We start from the raw sequence: 15,073 nt of genomic DNA on the forward strand, positions 1-15,073 counted from the left end.
ATTCCGCCGGCACGGCTATGTTTCGCATCGCTGTCTGGGTATGATGCCCGCCGGGGGAGCGCGTCCCGCCGGAAGCGGGCCAGAGCGCCAACATGCCCATGCCCAAATTCCTGTCAGTGCACGGCGCCGCCGCCGCGGTCCTGTTGAGCGCCCTGCCCGCCTGGGCCCAGTCCGCCCTGCCCGGCTTTGAATTGGAGCACCTGGAGATAAACCCTGGCCGCGGCACCGCGGTGATGCGCAACGGCGAGCTGCTGGTGCCCGGAGGCATGAGCCTGGGGCTGGTGGGCCAGTATCAGCAACTGCCGCTCGTGCTCCTCAACGGCGAGCGCCGCCTGGAGGCCGTGCGCAACCGCGCGTCCTCCGTCCTGGCGGGCAGCTACGGGGTGCTGCCGTGGCTGGAGGTGGGCGCGCAGGTGCCCGTGGTGTTGTGGCAGCAGGGGGATGATCCCGCGCCCCTGGGCCTGACGCCGCTGGCCTCGCAGGGCCTGGGCACCCCGGAGATACAAGCGCGCCTGGGGCTGTTGTCGCGCCGGGACGAGCACCCGGTGGACCTCGCCATGGACCTGGGCGTGGGCCTGCCCATCGGCAGCGCGGCGGTGCTGGGCCGGGACTCGGGAATTCGCGTGCGAGCCCTGGCCGCCATGGGCACGCAGGTGGGGTTCCTCAAGCCCGCGCTGGAGGCCGGCGTGCTGCTGCGCTCGCGCAACCCGCTCTCCGCGCCGAGCGCCTCCGGACAGATGCTGGAGGTCCGCCTGGGCGCCGGGGTGACGACGGCCGGACAGGGGCTGCGCGGCGAGCTGGCGGTGAAGGCCGCCTTCGCGGCGGACATGGATCAACCCGCGGTGGAGGTGCTCGGCGGTGGGCGCATCCCGCTGTCGGAGGGCCTGGAGCTGCACGCGCTCGCCGGGCCCGGCCTGGGACGCACGCCGGGCACGCCCATCGCCCGGGTGCTCCTGGGTGTGTCGTTCCGCCAGGAGCCTCCTCCCCGGATGGAGGTGCTCCCGGAGCCCGTGCCCCAGCTGCGCCTGGAGGAGTTCAAGACGCGGCCGGAGTACGTCCCGGACTCGAGCGTGGAGCCAGTGCCCACCCGCGAGCTGCTCCCCCCTGAACCCGCGCCGCGGTCCTCGCCATGACCTTCGAGCCACGCATCGTGCTCGCCGCGTTCGACGGCACCCAGCCGCCTCCGGACAGCGTGCCCGCGTGGCTCGCGCGAAGCTGGGAGGATCCGGACGGCTTCGCCGCCGCGCTCGCTCCCGTCCACGCCGGCCGGAGCACGCCCTTCAAGAGCCGCACCGGCCAGCACCACGACTTCTTCCACGACCTGGTGGCCCGCCACGCCACCACGGACCGCATCGCGCTGCGCGCGTACTCGCGGACGCAGGGCTGGCGCACGCTGAGCTACCGCCAGCTCCAGGAGCAGGCCACGCGGCGGGCCACCGCCTGGGCGGGGCTGGGCGTGAAGCCGGGCGCGAAGCTGTGCCTGATGCTGCCGCCGGGCCCGGAGCTGATGGTGTCGCTGTGCGCCGCGCTGGGCCTGGGCGCGTGCGTGAGCCTCCTGCCGCCCGGAGCCCGCGCCTTCGTGGCGCGCAGGCTGGACGCGCTCGCGCCCCAGCACATCGCCGCCGAGCCGCACCAGGCGCCGCTCCTGGGCAAGCACGCCGCGCGGCTCCTGCCGATGCAGACGCAGGTGCCGCCCGCGCTCGCGTCGTACACGTACAAGCCAACGGAGCCGGTGGGCCTGCTCTTCTCCCCGCTGGCCAACCCCAGCGACGTGCCCGTGCCGCTCACCGCCGGGGACGCGTGGCGGAGCGCGCTGGTGGACGGGCTGCTGACCTTCGGCCTGTCCCCCGGGGACCACCTGGCCGCTCCGGGCTTCCACCCGCTCCAGCACCTGCCGGCGCTGTACTTCACCACGCTCCTGCGCGGCGCGACGTACCTGCACGTGGAGCCCGCGGACCTGGAAGTCTCTCCCGCGCTGCTCACCGAACACCCGGTGCGCGCCCTGGGCCTCACGCCCGCCGTGCGCGACCTGGTGACCCGCGCGCGGCTTCCGCTCAAGAACGTGGGCCTGTGGTTCAGGGATCCGCAGGCGCCCTTCGACTTCCACGCGTGGCGCGACGCGCTCAAGGCCTGCGGGCTGGCCAGCGTGCCCGGCGGCAACGTGTGCGTGGACCCGGCATGGGGAGGCGCGGTGCTGTGCTCGCACCGGCGCGTGGCGGCGGACGTGCACACGGACATCGCCCCCGCGCCCGGTCGCGCCTGGGCGCTGCGCGACTTCACCGACAGCGGGCAGGACGCCCCGGGAGACACGGGGCTCTTCACCCCGCTGCCCGACGCCGGACGGCCGCCCGCGCACGTCGTCCTGACGCGGGTGCGTGGCCAGTACCACCACTTCGGCGCATGCGAGCCCCGGCGCGAGGGCCGGGTGTTCCTCTTCACGGAGGCCGCGGACGTGCTGCGCGAGCCCCCCGGTCCCCGGTTGGACGCGGTGGGGCTGGCCGTGCCGGTGAGCGGCATGGCGGGCGCGTATCGCAGCGTGCTGCTCGTCTTCACCGGAGATTTGCCCCCCGGCGTGGAGGTCAGAGAGGCGGACGTGCGCCGCCGCATCGAACAGGCCCTGGGAACTGACGCGCTGCCGGACCGCATCGAGCGCTTCGCGCTCCACGCGCGGCGCCTGGACGGCCAGCAGGACGGGCCGGTGGATGAAGAGTGGTGCCGTTCGCAGTACCTCACGGGCGCCCTGAAGCTGAAGTCGGGGGACCCCCTGTTCCAGGCGCTCACGTCGCTGCGCGCCCGGGTGGAGTCACGCTGATGGGAATCCAGGTCGTGTCCGGGGCCATGCTCCAGTGCAGCTTCGGTCTGGCGCCCTCCACGCTGTCGGTGCCGCCCGTCAACCAGGTGAACGCCACCGCGCCGGCGGCCACCATCATGGACAACATCCCGGGCATGAACGTGCCGCCCTTCGGCATGTGCCAGTCCATGGCCAACCCCACCGTGGCCGCCGCCACCGCCGCCGCGATGGGCGTCCTCACGCCCATGCCGTGCATGCCCATGCTCCCCGCGCCGTGGACGCCGGGCTCGCCCACCGTACTCATCAAGGGCAAGCCCGCGCTCACCGACAAGTCCATGTGCACCTGCGCCTATGGCGGCATGATCAAGATCAACGTGCCCGGCCAGACGAAGATGCAGGTGAAGTGACTCACGGCAGGGGCACGTAGCGAAGGGGCGCCTCGCGCTGGGGCAGGCGCACCTCCAGCTCCACCACGTCCTCCGCGCTCCAGACGGCGAACAGCTCCACCAGCCGGCCGCAGAGCAGGTCCACCAGCGGCAGCAGCGACGCGTCCATGGGCCCGAAGCCCAGCTGGTACACGTACTTGAAGCCCGCGGCGCTCCGGGCGAAGGGCTTGGACTTCACGGACACCTCCGTGAGGGACGGCAGCAGATCCCTGAAGTGCCGCTGCGTCCGCACGCCCAGCACCTCCAGGAGGAACAGCAGGTCCTCGCGCCCCAGGAACCGCTGCGTGCGCAGCGCCAGCAGCTGCAACAGCGCCTGCTGCCCGTGCTCCACCGGGTTGTCCCCGCCGGGCGCCACCGCGCCCACCAGGCTCCACGGCACGCCTTCCAGGAAGCGGTCCGCCAGCACCGGCCGGTAGCCCCGCGCATCGAAGCGCGGCGGCAGCGGCTGGTGCCACAGGCCGTCCACGCCCAGCCGCACCGGCTTGAGGAACGCGTCCGGCATGTCCAGCGCCAGCCACGACGTGCGCGCCAGGCCCTGGCCTTCGTGCTCCAGCTCGTACGTCTCCGCGCCTCCGGAGATGGCGCCAGGGCGCAGGGGCACCATGCCCTTCGGGCCCAGCTGGTACACGCCCGTGGCCGTGTTCAGCCGGAAGCCCATGGACGGATCCGGGTGCTGCACCGCGTGCCGCTCCTTCGTGCCGTCGTGCTCCACGGGCGCCGCCATCGCGCGCTGCAGGTTCACCACCGGCACCGCGTGCGCCACGAACGAGTCCGGCCCCACCACCAGCTCCGACGGCCAGCGGCCCGCCAGGCGCAGCGTCAGCGTGAAGCCCTGCCAGTTGCGGGGGGCCGGCGGGATGCGGGCCTCCAGGAACAGCTCCTGCTGAGGGAAGTGCAGCAGCTGCCGCAGCCGCTGCAGCGGGTGCTCTGACGCCTCGCCCTCCGCCGCCACCGGCCGGGGCGCGCCGAAGCGCACCGGGCCCGAGTGCGCGTCGAAGGGCTTCACCTCGTGCTCCACCGCCCCGTCGTCGAAGCACACGGTGGCGGAGCGCACGGCGCTCTTCAGCTGGAAGAACACCGCCAGGGACGCCCGGAAGTCGTTGAGGTGGTTGATGTGCAGCCGCACCTCGCCCGGCGAGTCGTTGCGCGGGAAGCCGCCCTCGAAGACGAGCCGCAGGAGCGCGCCGTCCTCGCCCTGGCGCTCCAGCCGCGCCTGGGTGAGCCGCACGGGCAACAGCCGCAGCGGGGCCAGCGTGCGCAGCGAGAGCGGCCCGGTGGGACCGCCGCCCTGGCCCGGGTTGAGGAGGAAGGGCGTGCCCCGGGGCAGCTCCGCGGCGTCCACGAAGCGCGCGTCCGGCTCCGCGCGGAACATGGCCATGGCGGGGATGGGATTGAGCAGGTAGGCGAAGTGCTGCTGGAACAACCGCAGCGTGCTCCGCTCCAACGCGCGCTGCCCCGCCCGGCGCGTGCGCGCGGTGAACAGGGCCATGGCCTCCGTGAGCCGCCGCACGTCCGCGTCCTCGCCGTCCAGCGGCGCTGAAGGGTGCAGGGCCGTGTAGCCCAGGCGGAACTTCTCCAGCGCCTGGAGCTCCTCCAGGAACGACGCGTAGAGCGCTTCATCCATCCGCATGGCCTACTCCCCCTCCTGGACGCGCAGGAACATCCGGCCCTCGGTGACTTCAATGAGCTGGGTGTCCTTCTCCAGGGTCCGCTGGATGCGCAGCATCGGCTTCGAGTCCTGATACAGGTGCTGGATGGACGTCTCGCTCTTGTCCGTCTTGCCCAGGAGCAGGTGGTTGCCCTGCGACTCCTTGGGCAGCCGGGCGCCGGGGCGCCACTCCAGGAAGCGGTCCATGCGCGCGTGCTGGTAACCCAGCGACACCAACACGCGCGTCCCCTTGTCCGCGGGGAAGTAGAAGTGCCCGGGCTGCTGGTGCGGCTCATAGGGGCAGCGCACCTCCTTGTCCCACAGGGGCAGCTTCACCCGGTACGACTCCACCGACGTCTCGTCGTCCTGGCGGATTTGATACGTGCGCTCCGGCTCCCCGCCCTCCTCGCTGACCACCCGCCCCTCCGCGAGGAAGGGCCAGCGCGGCGGCCGGAAGCGCGGGCGCCGGAAGGTGGGGTCCGCCGCCTCCTCCAGCGTGGCCTTCAGCGACAGATGGTAGTCGTTGGCGGTGCTGTCCGGGTCGTGCGCGGCGTCCTCCTCCACTGCGCGCGCGTCCAATTCCAGCGTGTGGAGCCGGTACTGCTTGCCGTGCGTCGCGGCCTGCGTGCTGAAGTCCCCCAGCGTGTAGAGGCCGTTGAGCACCAGTGACGCGCGGGGGTAGCTCGCGAAGGACAGCCGCAGCTCCGGGCCCTCCAGCTGCTGGCACTTCGTCTCCAGCGTCACCCGGTCCGTGAGCGTGCCCTCCAGCGTGGAGGTGACCAGGCATTCGGTGAGGACACCCGCGATGGCGTCCGCGTTCTCCACCGCCTTGCGCTTCGTGCCGGCGTCCACGTAGCTGTTGAGCACCGACAGCGCGTCCCGCCGGGGCTCCGGGTAGCGCAGGTCCACCTGCTTCACCTCATCGCGGGTGAGCACCAGCGCCTCGCCGCCCTCGGGCTTCGCGTCCGCGAGCGTGTACTTCCCCTCCGCGTAGTCCAGGAACATGCCCGCGTGCATGCGCGCCTGCACCCAGTGCAGGAAGTCCAGGAAGCTGGCGCCGGAGTCGTCGTCCGCGCCCAGCCCCAGCGCGTGCAGGCCGTGCTTCGTCCCCGCGGCCTCCCATTCATAGGCCACGTCCAGTCCCCCGGGCGTGTTCGCCTGGATGACCGCTTGCAGCGTCTCATCCACCCACACGCCGCTGGGGAAGTGGCGGCGCCACAGCATCGCGGCGGGGTCCACCAGGCGGACGCGGTAGCGCCGCTGCATCACCGGCGCGTCCTTCACGTTCGCCAGCGAGCGCTCGCGCACGTGGCGCTCCTCCACCCGCCCGATGAGCTTCAGCGGCAGGGCCTCCGCGCCCTCGCGCCCCTCCGACTGCGCGCCGTAGCGGCGGTCCACGGTCAGCGTCGCCGTCAGCGGCTTCGTGTCGGTGAAGGGAGTGAAGAGCGTGTCCTCGTCACCGCTCTCCTTGCAGAGCACCCACCACTCCACCTGCGCCTCGAAGCCGTAGGAGCGCGCCTTCACCGACAGGCGCTTGATGCTGCCCGCGGGCAGCGTGAAGGCCTCGTCGCCGGCCTTGAGGTCCAGCGTCACCTTCAGCTGTTCGGTGAACTTCATGGGTCGTCCTCCCCAGCTGCCTCTTCCGGGGGCCGTTCGCGCAGGCGGCGCGAGCCCGGGTCCAGGAGCAGGTCCATGGGCTCGTGGGAGCTACGCAAGAGCAGGCGCACCACCAGGCCGGGCGCGCCGCCAGTCGCGGCGGGCGCCTCGTCGATGGACACCACCTCCACGCGCGGCTCGTAGCGCGACAGCGTCTCGCGGATCTCCGCGCTCAGGCCCGCGAGGCGCTCCGCGTCCGAGCGGAACCCCGTCTCCGTCAACCCGAAGCCGGGCAGCACGGAGGCCGCGCCCCGCTTGGCCTGAAGCAGGTGGCCCAGGTTGCGAAGCACGGCTTCACGAGGCGTCTCCACCACCCCCAGGAACTTCCGGTGCAGAAAGCCCACGGTCCCCTCCCCTCCTAACGTCCGGCTGCCTTCGGCGTGCCCATGCTCATGCCCTGCCGGTCACCTTCGGCCCGAGGAGGCGCGGCCACCGGCACGGCCGTGTCGCCCAGGAAGATGAGCTGCCGCAGCGGCTTGCCCTCCGCGCCCGGCAGCCGCTCGTAGCCCAGCTGTCCCCGAGGCCCCAGCTTCACGGTCCGCCCGTGCGCGAGCACCGTCAGCACCACCTCCAGCTGCATCCGAGCGGGGACGAGCAGCGGCAGGATGTGCCGGTGGAAGCGGTGGCGCACCCGCGCGGGCCAGTCACGTCCGCGCATGTCCGCCTCCTCGTCCGCGAACACCTCCACCTGGAAGCCCCCGATGTCCGCCGCGTACGTCTGGCCCAGGAAGCCCGTGCCATCCAGCGGCGTGGGCCCGAAGGTGGGCCGCATGCCGGAGAAGCGCGTGCGGAAGGAGCGGCGGACACACGTCACGCGCAGCTCCGGGAACACCTGCTGGAACAGCCACTGGAGCGTGGCCTGTGAATCCACGCCCACCATGCGCTGGTAGAAGCCCTTCGTGCGCTCCCAGTCCCCCACCAGGCTCGCGTCCCGTTCGGGGTGCAGCGCGTCCACCAGCGCCAGCAGCAGCCGGTGGTCGAAGAAGCGGATGAAGTCGAGGAACGGCTCCGGCTCCGGCAGCTGTTCGGCCACCTGGAGGAAGTAGCTGGGCAACAGGCCCGGCGTGCCCAGGAGGCCCAGGTTGAGCGTTACCACCACCCGGCGCACCGGGGAGAGATGGAACGTCACCGCCTCCACCAGCGACACGGACGCCACCGGCTCCGGGTTGCTTTCGAAGAGCACCCGGTCCCGGCCATAGCCCTGCGTCTCCAGGAGCCGCAGCAGCGGCCCCAGGTCGAAGTCCTTCGCGCGGGCGCGGATGCGCCGCTCCAGCGGGGACAGCAGCGGCGAGGCGCCGTTCATGAGCAGGGCCGCCTCACTCGCCCGGCCCCACGAAGGCGCCCAGGTCCACCTGGTAGAACTGCGACAGCGTGCGCCACTCCATGGAGTCCTTGCGCTCCCAGTGCTCCTGGATGTCCCCCACGTGGCGGTTGAGCAGCGCGCCGAACGACGAGAACAGCTCCGGCAGGTAGCGCCGCGGGTCGAAGTCCTCCAGCGTCCGGAGCACGTCGTCGCTCACCAGCGCGGCCTTCTGGAAGTCCCCGCGCTCCACCAGCACCTCGAAGGCCTTGAGCTTGTCGCACAGCTCCAGCAGGTGCGCCGACCCGCGCAGCTGCAGCGGCCCCGTCGTGCGGGGGAACGACGGAGCTGGCGCGGCGGCCTTCGCGCTCCGTCCCTTCGCGGGAGCGGCCGGCTTCGCGGGCTCCGGGGCCGGTGCGGGAGCGGCCGCGCGCTCCAGCGTCTCCTTCAGCCACTGTCCCAGCCCCGCCAGGCCCTGGGCTCCGTTGCGGAACGCGGAGCCCTCCAGCGCGCCTTGCAGGGTCTGGATGCCGCGCAGGGCGTCCTTGCGCTTGCCGTCCGTGAAGCCCTTCGTCCACGCCTCCCAGCCCGCGTCCTTCTTGCCGTGGTGATACTTCAGCGCGCTCAGCAGCGTCTGGAACAGCCACGTCAGCGCCTTGTTGAGCAGCACCGCGGGCTTGGACTTGTCCTTCCCCTCGCCCTGGGCGGCCTCCTCCGCCGCCGCGCGCGCGAGCGCGACCAGCACCTCCAGCACCTCCGGCAGGCGCACGAGCCCGTCCTCGCGCAGCGCCGCGAAGAGGTAGTAGGCCGACAGCCGGACCTCGTAGACCCCTTCACCGTCCAGGGCCTCGATGGCGTCCGCTGCCTCCGCGTAGGACTCCCGCTGCACCAGGTCCGCCACCGTGAGGAAGCGCTGATCATGCGACTCCAGGCGCTCCAGCGTTCCGCCCTCCACGGGGCGCAGGCACAGGATCAGGTCTCTCATGGTCTGTCTTTCCACTTCATGTTACATGTCTTTCATTCACAAGGACAGACGCCCATGGCCATCGCGAAACCCGACTTGCTCGAACTCGAATGCAATTGGCAGACCGGGTTTCAATACCGGCCCGGCTTCCGTGGCGCGCTGGGGTATCTGCTCGAATGGAATGGCTGCGGGGGACTGAACCTGACGAAGGAGCTCAGCCTGTCCTCCCCCACGGTGGGTGACTTCGGGCCCACGGCGCAATGCATTGGCCTGATTGGACGGCTGTCCATGAATGGCGCTTCCGGTCCCCTGGATTTCAGCGTGTACGTGGGGCGCGCCACCGCGGCCAACGTGCTCAACCACTTCGCCAAGCCCTTGGATAACCTGCGGCTGAAGCTGGCGTGGGCCATCATCGACTTCGATGAAGCGGGTGATACCTGGTTCGAAGCCGCCAAGCTGAAGAGCCCCGCCACCGCCGAGGCGCTGATGGACACCGAGAAGGGCCGCCCCAAGGTCTTCCTGGACAACCAGCCCACCACGCTGGCCACGGACCTGGACATCCGCTTCCACCGCTTCGACTTCCGGGTGGTGCCCGCTCCCAAGAAGAGCACCACCCTGGAGTTCGCCACCAACTCCCAGGAGCGCCGTGTCACCAAGTGGGGCAGTGACAAGTGAGCTGAAAAAGCGGAACGGGGAGCGGCTTGACGCCCTCCCCGTCCCTCCACCCGGCTGCTACTGGCCGCCTTCCTTGTAGCCCCAGCTGTACACATCCTTGGCTTCGGAGTTGTGGCTGTAGTGGATGTTGCAGAGGTTCAGCTTGTCCGGGATGACCTGGAAGGTCATCTGGCAGAACTTCACGTCCGTGACGCCCACGTTCTCCGGCTCACCGACGTGGAGCATCACCTCGTTGCCCTTCTGGTTGATGCGGCCCTTGAGCATGTTGGCTTCGCCGCCAGACTCGTCGCCCAGGGGGTAGCACTTCTCGAACCACTTGCCCGCGGCGCTGTCCCACTCGCACACCCAGAACACCAGCTTCTTGAGCTCCGTGTTGGTGATGCCCGTGAAGTCCGGCTTGTTCTCCGGGCTGATGAGCACGGTGAAGTCCATGGGGTCGAGCTTGCCGCCCTCCCACTGGAGCTGGGTAATCAGGCCCACACAGCGCACGGCGTTCTTCGCGCCGACCTTCTCGATCTTCACCTCGCTGAAGGTCGCCTCACCGTCGAACGGCGTGTAGAAGAGGCCGTTGCTCTTGGGAAAGGAGCCGTCGTCCTTGCCCAGCCCCTTGATGTCCAGCAGGTAGCCCACCGGGACGTTCTTCTGGGGGCGCTGCTGGATGGTCTGCTGCCAGTCACACGAAATGCCAAGCGGTCCATCACCCATGGTTTCGGTCCTCCATTTTGCTGCGGGGTTTGTCAGCCGAGCCGCGCATCCACGCGGAGGTCCACGTTCATGCCTTCGAACTGGATGTGCGGGAGGACGGAGAGGTTGCAGTGGTACCAGCCCACCTTGCCGGGCACTTCCGCCACGGTGAGGTTGTAGGCCTTGAAGGGGTAGTAGCGCAGCGTCAGGTCATCCGGGTTCACCAGCGTGGTGACGTACCGGGAGATCCACCGGTCCAACTGCTGCTGCATGTACGGCGCGTTCGCCGTGCTGCCGATGTTCTCGCGCATGATGGCCTTCACGTAGTGCGCGATGCGGCTGATGGAGTACGTGTAGGCCAGGTTCGTCACCAGCTGCGAGTTCTCCGAGTCCTTCGTGTCCTCGAACACCTTGGCCTTCTTGAGGGACTGGACGCTGAAGAAGACGGCCTCCGCGCTCCCCTTCTTGTGGATGAGCGGGATGAAGCCGCCGTTGGCCAGCTCCAGCTCGCGGAAGTCCGGGATGGACATCTCCACGGGCAGCTTCATCTCCTCCTCGCCGCGCAGGTGCGTCAGGTGCACGGGCAGGCCCGCCACCAGGCCGCCGCCCTTGGGGCCGCGGATGTGCTGGCACCAGCCAGAGGTCGCGAACGAGCGCACCAGGTTGCGCGCGAACAGCATGGCCGCGTTGCCCCAGAGGTATTCCTCCTCCTTGTCGCCCTTCACCGCCTCCGCGAAGTTCATGCCGGGGGCCGGGTAGGTCTCCGGGTTGTAGGGCGGCCGGACGATGTAGCGCGGCAGCGTGAGGCCCACGTAGGCGGCCTCGTCCGTCTCACGCAGCGCGTTCCAGGCGGAGTACTTGGGCGAGTCCAGCAGGCTCGCCACGTCGCGCAGCTGGGACACCTCCTTCATGGTGTCGCAGCCGAAGAAGCGCGGGGACACGGACGCCACGAACGGCGCGTGGCTGGCCGCGGCGATCTTCCCCATCGTCTTGAGCCACAGCATGTCCTGCGGCGTGTTGGCGAACTCGAACAGGCCCACCAGCGCGCCGTAGGGGGCGCCGCCGTATTGGTCGTATTCAGCGACGTACAGCTTCTTGAAGAACTCCGAACCGGCGACGTCCGCCGCGTTCGTCTCCAGGTCGCTGTAGGCCTCCTCCTTGGAGACGTCCAGCAGGCTCAGCTCGATGTTGGCCTTGAAGTTGGTGTTGCGCACCAGGTCGTTGAGCGCGGTCCACTGCGCCTCCACCTCCTGGAACTCCGGCGCGTGCAGCACGGCGTTGAGCTGATCCGACACCAGCGCGTCGATGGTGCCCACCAGCTCCTGCACCGTCTGCTTGTCGAAGCGGCCCTCGTCCATGTCCATGTTGTGGACCATGGCCGCCAGGCTGGAGACGAAGCGCTCCTCGGGGGTGGCGTCGTCGGGGATGACCAGCAGGTCCGTCTGGGTGGAGGGGTCGCGCGCGGCGGGCACGGAGCCCAGCCGCACGCTGTTGAGGAACAGCGGAAGGTCCAGGGGCACATCGGCCACGGCGGTCGTCGCGGTGGTGGAAGACGCAGGAGGGGTAGGCATGGAGAAAGGCCTCGTTCAGGAAGGTCGTGGGGAAGGGCTTGCGCCCGGCATCACGTCGTCGGCGGCTGCGGGTTCGTCGCGGCCAGCTTCGGCAGGCTCATCGACTTGAACGCGGCCAGCTCCGTCTTCAGCTTCTGGACGGCCTCCGGGTTCTGCGCCAGCTGACGCACCAGCTGGCGGAACTCCTTGCGGTTGTCCAGGTTGCCCTGCAGCTCCAGCAGCAGCTTGCGCAGCGTGAGCAGCGCGTTGATCTTCGGCACCTGGCGGGCCACGTCCACCGGGCTGAAGGACTTCATCGAGTCCAGCTTGAGGCTCACCTGCAGCGGCGCCGGCGCCGAACCATCCACCGGGTCCTTCTTGTCCACGCGGTTGGGCACGCTGAAGTTCAGCGTCATGCCCATGTTCTGGATGACCTGGTTCAGGTTCTTGCCATCCAGGTTGCGGATCTCTCGCTGATCCAGGTCCTTCTTGCGGTCGTTGGAAGTCCCCCGGGAGAAGTCCCCCATCACCAGCAGCCGGAACGGAAGCGCCTTGTCCGCCCGGGTGCCATTCACCTGGGTGCGGTAGGTCAGCGTGATGCGTGATCTGGGAATTTCGTCGGTGATGGCCATGAGTACCCCCAAGAACTGAACCGCCGTTTTGTGAAGGAATTGATAAACCATGGCAATACACAAAAGCAATACACCCCCAACACATGACCTGCCACGATGGGGCATCGCAACCCGGGGAGCCAATTAAGACCCAACCCGTGGCATTCCTCGCCCTCCAGGGCAGGAAACCAGACACGGTGGATCATCCAGGCTCACTTGACGTCGCAGGCTCCAGGCCGGTAGCTTTTTCTAAACACTGTCACCCAGCCCAAGCAAGCTTTTGCCCCGGGCGGTCCCCGTGACAGGAAACCCGCTCCCGTCGCCCCTGCCATGAACCCAGACACACTCGCGCGAGTCCTGTGGCAGGAAGGGCAGACCCTGCTGCCCGAACACTTCCGGGCCCAGGAGGAATCCCTCTCCACGGAGGCCCGGCGCTACGCGGGGTTCGCGGGCCTGCCGGTGGTGGGCGTGAGCGCGCTGCGTTTCAACGATGTATTGCTCGCCAAGGGCTCGGTGGCGCTGGAGGAATTGACCGCGGTGTTACCGGGCGGCCACCTGGTGGAGGTGCCGGGCAACGCGGAGGTGACACCGCTGTCGCTCGAGGAGACGGGCCGCATGCGGGTGACGGTGTATCTGCACCTGCTGGCGGTGCTGGAGCCCCGCGAGGACCTGGCGCCCGCGGGCGGTGAAGCCCCCAGCGTGGTGCGCGCGGGACGGAGGCTGTGCCTGTCGTTGGAGCCGGTGGTGGACGACACGGTGAGCAGCCTGTCGCTGGCCGTCTTCACCCGGAACGCGGACGGGCCCTGGCAGCTGTCCGCCACGCACCTGCCGCCGCTCTTGAGCGTGGGGCCCCACCCGTTCCTGGAGCCCCTGTTCGAGCAGCTGGACGGCCTGCTCCAGCAGGCGCAGGGGCAGTTGCGCACGTCGCTGCGCGAAGGCCTGGTGCGAGGCGACCGGCTGGCCAGCGCGCGGCGGGCGCTGTGCGAGGTGCGAAGCCTCCAGGTGCTGCGCCAGGACATGCGCCACGGCCTGCAGCCGCCGCCGTACCCGCTGGTGCAGGCGCTGCGGCGGCTGTACTTCGAGACGTGCTGCTACCTGGAGGCGGAGCCGGACGACGACCTGCCCGCGTACGAGCACGAAGCGCCGGGTCCGGGGATCGCGCGGTGGATGGAGCTGCTCACGCGCGGGTTCCGCCCGCAGGCCAGCCCCCTGTCCTACCGGGTCTTCGACTTCCAGGACGGCCACTTCAAGCTCACGCCGCTGCCCAGGGAGACGCCGCCGCCGGATGACTTCTACCTGCTGGTGCGCCGGCAGGAGCGGGACCGGCCGCGCTCCATGGAGGGCGTGAAGCTGGCCAGTCCCCTGCGGCTGCCGGCGGTGCGGCGCCAGGCCTTGAAGGGCGTGCCGTACCGGCACGTGGCCTTCCCGTCGTTCCCCCACGCCTTCGACGCGGACATCGACTGGTACCAGCTGACGCCCCAGAGCGAGGAATGGCAGTCCGCGACGCGCGAGGACGGGCTCACGTTCTTCGCCACGCCCGCGCTCGAAGGGGCGCAGGTGCTCCTCTACTGGCGCAGGGCCTGACGGCGGACCGACGGGGGAACGGCGCGCATGCCCAAGCTCATCTGCATCATCGACATGGACAAGGAGAAGGGTCTCATCCTCACCACGGAGGACAAGGACGGGAAGATCCTCCAGACGGTGAAGATGGACGGCGAAGCCATCACCCTGGAGGTGAAGGGTGACAGCGCCACCAGCACCATCGTGCAGAAGCAGGACAGCGTCACGGTGACCTGCAAGTCCTTCGTGCTGAAGGCGGAGACCATCGAGGTGACGTCCACGAAGGCGTCGTCGTGGAAGAGCGACGACACGTTCGCGCTGGAGAGCGCCAAGGCCTTCACGGTCACCACGAAGGACGCGCTGACTCAGACGGCGGCGAAGGACGCGACCTTCTCCTCGGACGAGGCCGTGACGCTGAAGGCGGCGAAGAAGTTCACCGTGGAGGGTGACGACATCCAGGTGGAGGCCAAGAGCGGCGCGGTGGCGTTGAAGGCCCCGTCCATCAAGGCGGAGGGACAGAAGGACATCGCCATGGAGGGAGCGCAGGTGAAGGTGACCGCGAAAGCGAAGCTGGCGCTCAATGCGGACGGCGTGGCGGAACTCAAGGGCAGCATGGTGAACGTGGGCTGACGGGGGGGGCGCGATGAAGCTCGAGCACTGGCAGGTCGTCTTCACGCAGTACCGGCAGGCCCAGTCCGTGCTGGACGGATGGCTGCCGCAGGCCGCGCCCGGGTCGGCCGCGGCGGCGGGGCTTTTGGGCCGCGAGGGCCTGCGCAGGCTCCACGACGAACTCCTGGAGGTGATTGAGCGGCTGCGCGCGGGCCTGGGCGCCCACGCCCGCGACGAGGAGGTGCAGGACGCGCTGCGGCCCTTCACGTACCTGGTGGACGAGCGCGTCCTCCTGCGGCTCGCGGACGCGGAGCAGCCGCTGTGGCCGCTGTTGCAGTACCGCCTCTTCGGAGAAGACGGCGGCGGCGAGGCCTTCTACACGCTGGCGGATCAACGGCTGGATCAGCCGGGCTCCCCCGCGCTGCTCTTCGAGATGCTCCACTTCTGCATCACGGCGGGCTTCGGAGGCCGCTACCTGGGCCACACGGCGAAGCTGCGCGAGTACCAGGAGCGGCTGTCCGCGCGCATCGTCACGCCCCCGCCGCCGCCGTCTTCTCCGAAGAGGCGGTACTGCAACAG

Annotated in this window: 15 protein-coding genes; 7 read left to right on the forward strand and 8 right to left on the reverse strand. The window is 69.8% G+C overall.

The features are described 5' to 3' along the window. Positions 1-92 precede the first annotated feature (92 nt). From D7Y21_RS22285 to D7Y21_RS22295, 3 genes are read left to right on the forward strand one after another with little or no spacing between them, the layout of a single operon-like run. A complete protein-coding gene (locus tag D7Y21_RS22285; protein WP_147443308.1) occupies positions 93-1,133 on the forward strand; it encodes a hypothetical protein in 1,041 nt (346 codons plus the stop codon). Next, positions 1,130-2,812, forward strand: a complete 1,683-nt coding sequence (locus tag D7Y21_RS22290) for an AMP-binding protein (protein ID WP_121715567.1) — start codon at positions 1,130-1,132, stop codon at positions 2,810-2,812. Before D7Y21_RS22285 ends, D7Y21_RS22290 begins: the two co-directional genes overlap by 4 nt. Next, on the forward strand, positions 2,812-3,198 hold the full coding sequence (locus D7Y21_RS22295; protein WP_120565682.1) for a DUF4280 domain-containing protein: 387 nt from the start codon (positions 2,812-2,814) through the stop codon (positions 3,196-3,198). Before D7Y21_RS22290 ends, D7Y21_RS22295 begins: the two co-directional genes overlap by 1 nt. A 1-nt stretch (position 3,199) precedes the next feature. On the opposite strand, the gene D7Y21_RS22300 is transcribed toward D7Y21_RS22295, so the two are convergent. The 5 genes from D7Y21_RS22300 to D7Y21_RS22320 are packed head-to-tail and all read right to left on the reverse strand — an operon-like array spanning position 3,200 to position 8,826. Further along, positions 3,200-4,867 (reverse strand): type VI secretion system baseplate subunit TssF, encoded by a 1,668-nt coding sequence (locus tag D7Y21_RS22300; protein WP_121715569.1) that lies wholly within the window; start codon positions 4,865-4,867, stop codon positions 3,200-3,202. 3 nt (positions 4,868-4,870) lie between these two features. Further along, positions 4,871-6,502 carry a hypothetical protein gene (locus D7Y21_RS22305; RefSeq protein WP_121715571.1) on the reverse strand — a complete coding sequence of 544 codons (1,632 nt, stop codon included), beginning with the start codon at positions 6,500-6,502 and terminating at the stop codon, positions 4,871-4,873. Beyond that, positions 6,499-6,885 carry a GPW/gp25 family protein gene (locus D7Y21_RS22310; RefSeq protein WP_120565685.1) on the reverse strand — a complete coding sequence of 129 codons (387 nt, stop codon included), beginning with the start codon at positions 6,883-6,885 and terminating at the stop codon, positions 6,499-6,501. Before D7Y21_RS22310 ends, D7Y21_RS22305 begins: the two co-directional genes overlap by 4 nt. Positions 6,886-6,899: 14 nt before the next feature. Then, positions 6,900-7,844, reverse strand: coding sequence for a hypothetical protein (locus D7Y21_RS22315; RefSeq protein WP_120565686.1), 945 nt, complete (start codon positions 7,842-7,844; stop codon positions 6,900-6,902). A 13-nt stretch (positions 7,845-7,857) separates the two neighbouring features. After that, positions 7,858-8,826, reverse strand: a complete 969-nt coding sequence (locus D7Y21_RS22320) for a type VI secretion system protein IglI family protein (RefSeq protein WP_121715573.1) — start codon at positions 8,824-8,826, stop codon at positions 7,858-7,860. Between the two features lie 54 nt (positions 8,827-8,880). On the opposite strand from D7Y21_RS22320, the gene D7Y21_RS22325 reads away from it, so the two are divergent. Further along, entirely contained in the window at positions 8,881-9,480 is a 600-nt protein-coding gene (locus D7Y21_RS22325; RefSeq protein ID WP_120565688.1) for a hypothetical protein, read from the forward strand. Positions 9,481-9,537: 57 nt separating this feature from the next. On the opposite strand, the gene D7Y21_RS22330 is transcribed toward D7Y21_RS22325, so the two are convergent. The 3 genes from D7Y21_RS22330 to tssB are packed head-to-tail and all read right to left on the reverse strand — an operon-like array spanning position 9,538 to position 12,346. After that, positions 9,538-10,185 (reverse strand): hypothetical protein, encoded by a 648-nt coding sequence (locus D7Y21_RS22330; RefSeq protein WP_120565689.1) that lies wholly within the window; start codon positions 10,183-10,185, stop codon positions 9,538-9,540. Positions 10,186-10,217: 32 nt separating this feature from the next. Then, a complete protein-coding gene (tssC, locus tag D7Y21_RS22335; RefSeq protein ID WP_120565690.1) occupies positions 10,218-11,735 on the reverse strand; it encodes a type VI secretion system contractile sheath large subunit in 1,518 nt (505 codons plus the stop codon). A 50-nt stretch (positions 11,736-11,785) separates the two neighbouring features. Beyond that, complete coding sequence (gene tssB, locus D7Y21_RS22340; protein WP_120565691.1) at positions 11,786-12,346, reverse strand: type VI secretion system contractile sheath small subunit; 561 nt, start codon at positions 12,344-12,346, stop codon at positions 11,786-11,788. A 309-nt stretch (positions 12,347-12,655) separates the two neighbouring features. Here tssB and tssK point away from each other — a divergent pair, with 309 nt between their 5' ends. The 3 genes from tssK to D7Y21_RS22355 form a co-directional block, all read left to right on the forward strand. Further along, the gene (gene tssK, locus D7Y21_RS22345; RefSeq protein WP_120565692.1) at positions 12,656-13,909 is read left to right on the forward strand and encodes a type VI secretion system baseplate subunit TssK; all 1,254 of its coding nucleotides are present in this window, start codon (positions 12,656-12,658) and stop codon (positions 13,907-13,909) included. A 27-nt stretch (positions 13,910-13,936) separates the two neighbouring features. Beyond that, positions 13,937-14,515, forward strand: coding sequence for a hypothetical protein (locus tag D7Y21_RS22350; RefSeq protein ID WP_121715574.1), 579 nt, complete (start codon positions 13,937-13,939; stop codon positions 14,513-14,515). A gap of 13 nt (positions 14,516-14,528) precedes the next feature. After that, the coding region (locus D7Y21_RS22355; protein ID WP_121715576.1) for a DotU family type IV/VI secretion system protein at positions 14,529-15,073 on the forward strand (545 nt) is incomplete at its 3' end.

Origin of the sequence: Corallococcus sp. AB045 (assembly GCF_003668895.1) — a bacterium.
Lineage (GTDB): Bacteria > Myxococcota > Myxococcia > Myxococcales > Myxococcaceae > Corallococcus > Corallococcus coralloides.

Bases quoted from the DNA above. Each gene is read 5' to 3' on its own strand.
- D7Y21_RS22285 (WP_147443308.1), top strand. From the start codon at position 93: ATGCCCATGCCCAAATTCCTGTCAGTGCACGGCGCCGCCGCCGCGGTC.
- D7Y21_RS22290 (WP_121715567.1), top strand. From the start codon at position 1,130: ATGACCTTCGAGCCACGCATCGTGCTCGCCGCGTTCGACGGCACCCAG.
- D7Y21_RS22295 (WP_120565682.1), top strand. From the start codon at position 2,812: ATGGGAATCCAGGTCGTGTCCGGGGCCATGCTCCAGTGCAGCTTCGGT.
- D7Y21_RS22300 (WP_121715569.1), bottom strand. From the start codon at position 4,867: ATGCGGATGGATGAAGCGCTCTACGCGTCGTTCCTGGAGGAGCTCCAG.
- D7Y21_RS22305 (WP_121715571.1), bottom strand. From the start codon at position 6,502: ATGAAGTTCACCGAACAGCTGAAGGTGACGCTGGACCTCAAGGCCGGC.
- D7Y21_RS22315 (WP_120565686.1), bottom strand. From the start codon at position 7,844: ATGAACGGCGCCTCGCCGCTGCTGTCCCCGCTGGAGCGGCGCATCCGC.
- D7Y21_RS22320 (WP_121715573.1), bottom strand. From the start codon at position 8,826: ATGAGAGACCTGATCCTGTGCCTGCGCCCCGTGGAGGGCGGAACGCTG.
- D7Y21_RS22325 (WP_120565688.1), top strand. From the start codon at position 8,881: ATGGCCATCGCGAAACCCGACTTGCTCGAACTCGAATGCAATTGGCAG.
- D7Y21_RS22330 (WP_120565689.1), bottom strand. From the start codon at position 10,185: ATGGGTGATGGACCGCTTGGCATTTCGTGTGACTGGCAGCAGACCATC.
- tssC (WP_120565690.1), bottom strand. From the start codon at position 11,735: ATGCCTACCCCTCCTGCGTCTTCCACCACCGCGACGACCGCCGTGGCC.
- tssB (WP_120565691.1), bottom strand. From the start codon at position 12,346: ATGGCCATCACCGACGAAATTCCCAGATCACGCATCACGCTGACCTAC.
- tssK (WP_120565692.1), top strand. From the start codon at position 12,656: ATGAACCCAGACACACTCGCGCGAGTCCTGTGGCAGGAAGGGCAGACC.
- D7Y21_RS22350 (WP_121715574.1), top strand. From the start codon at position 13,937: ATGCCCAAGCTCATCTGCATCATCGACATGGACAAGGAGAAGGGTCTC.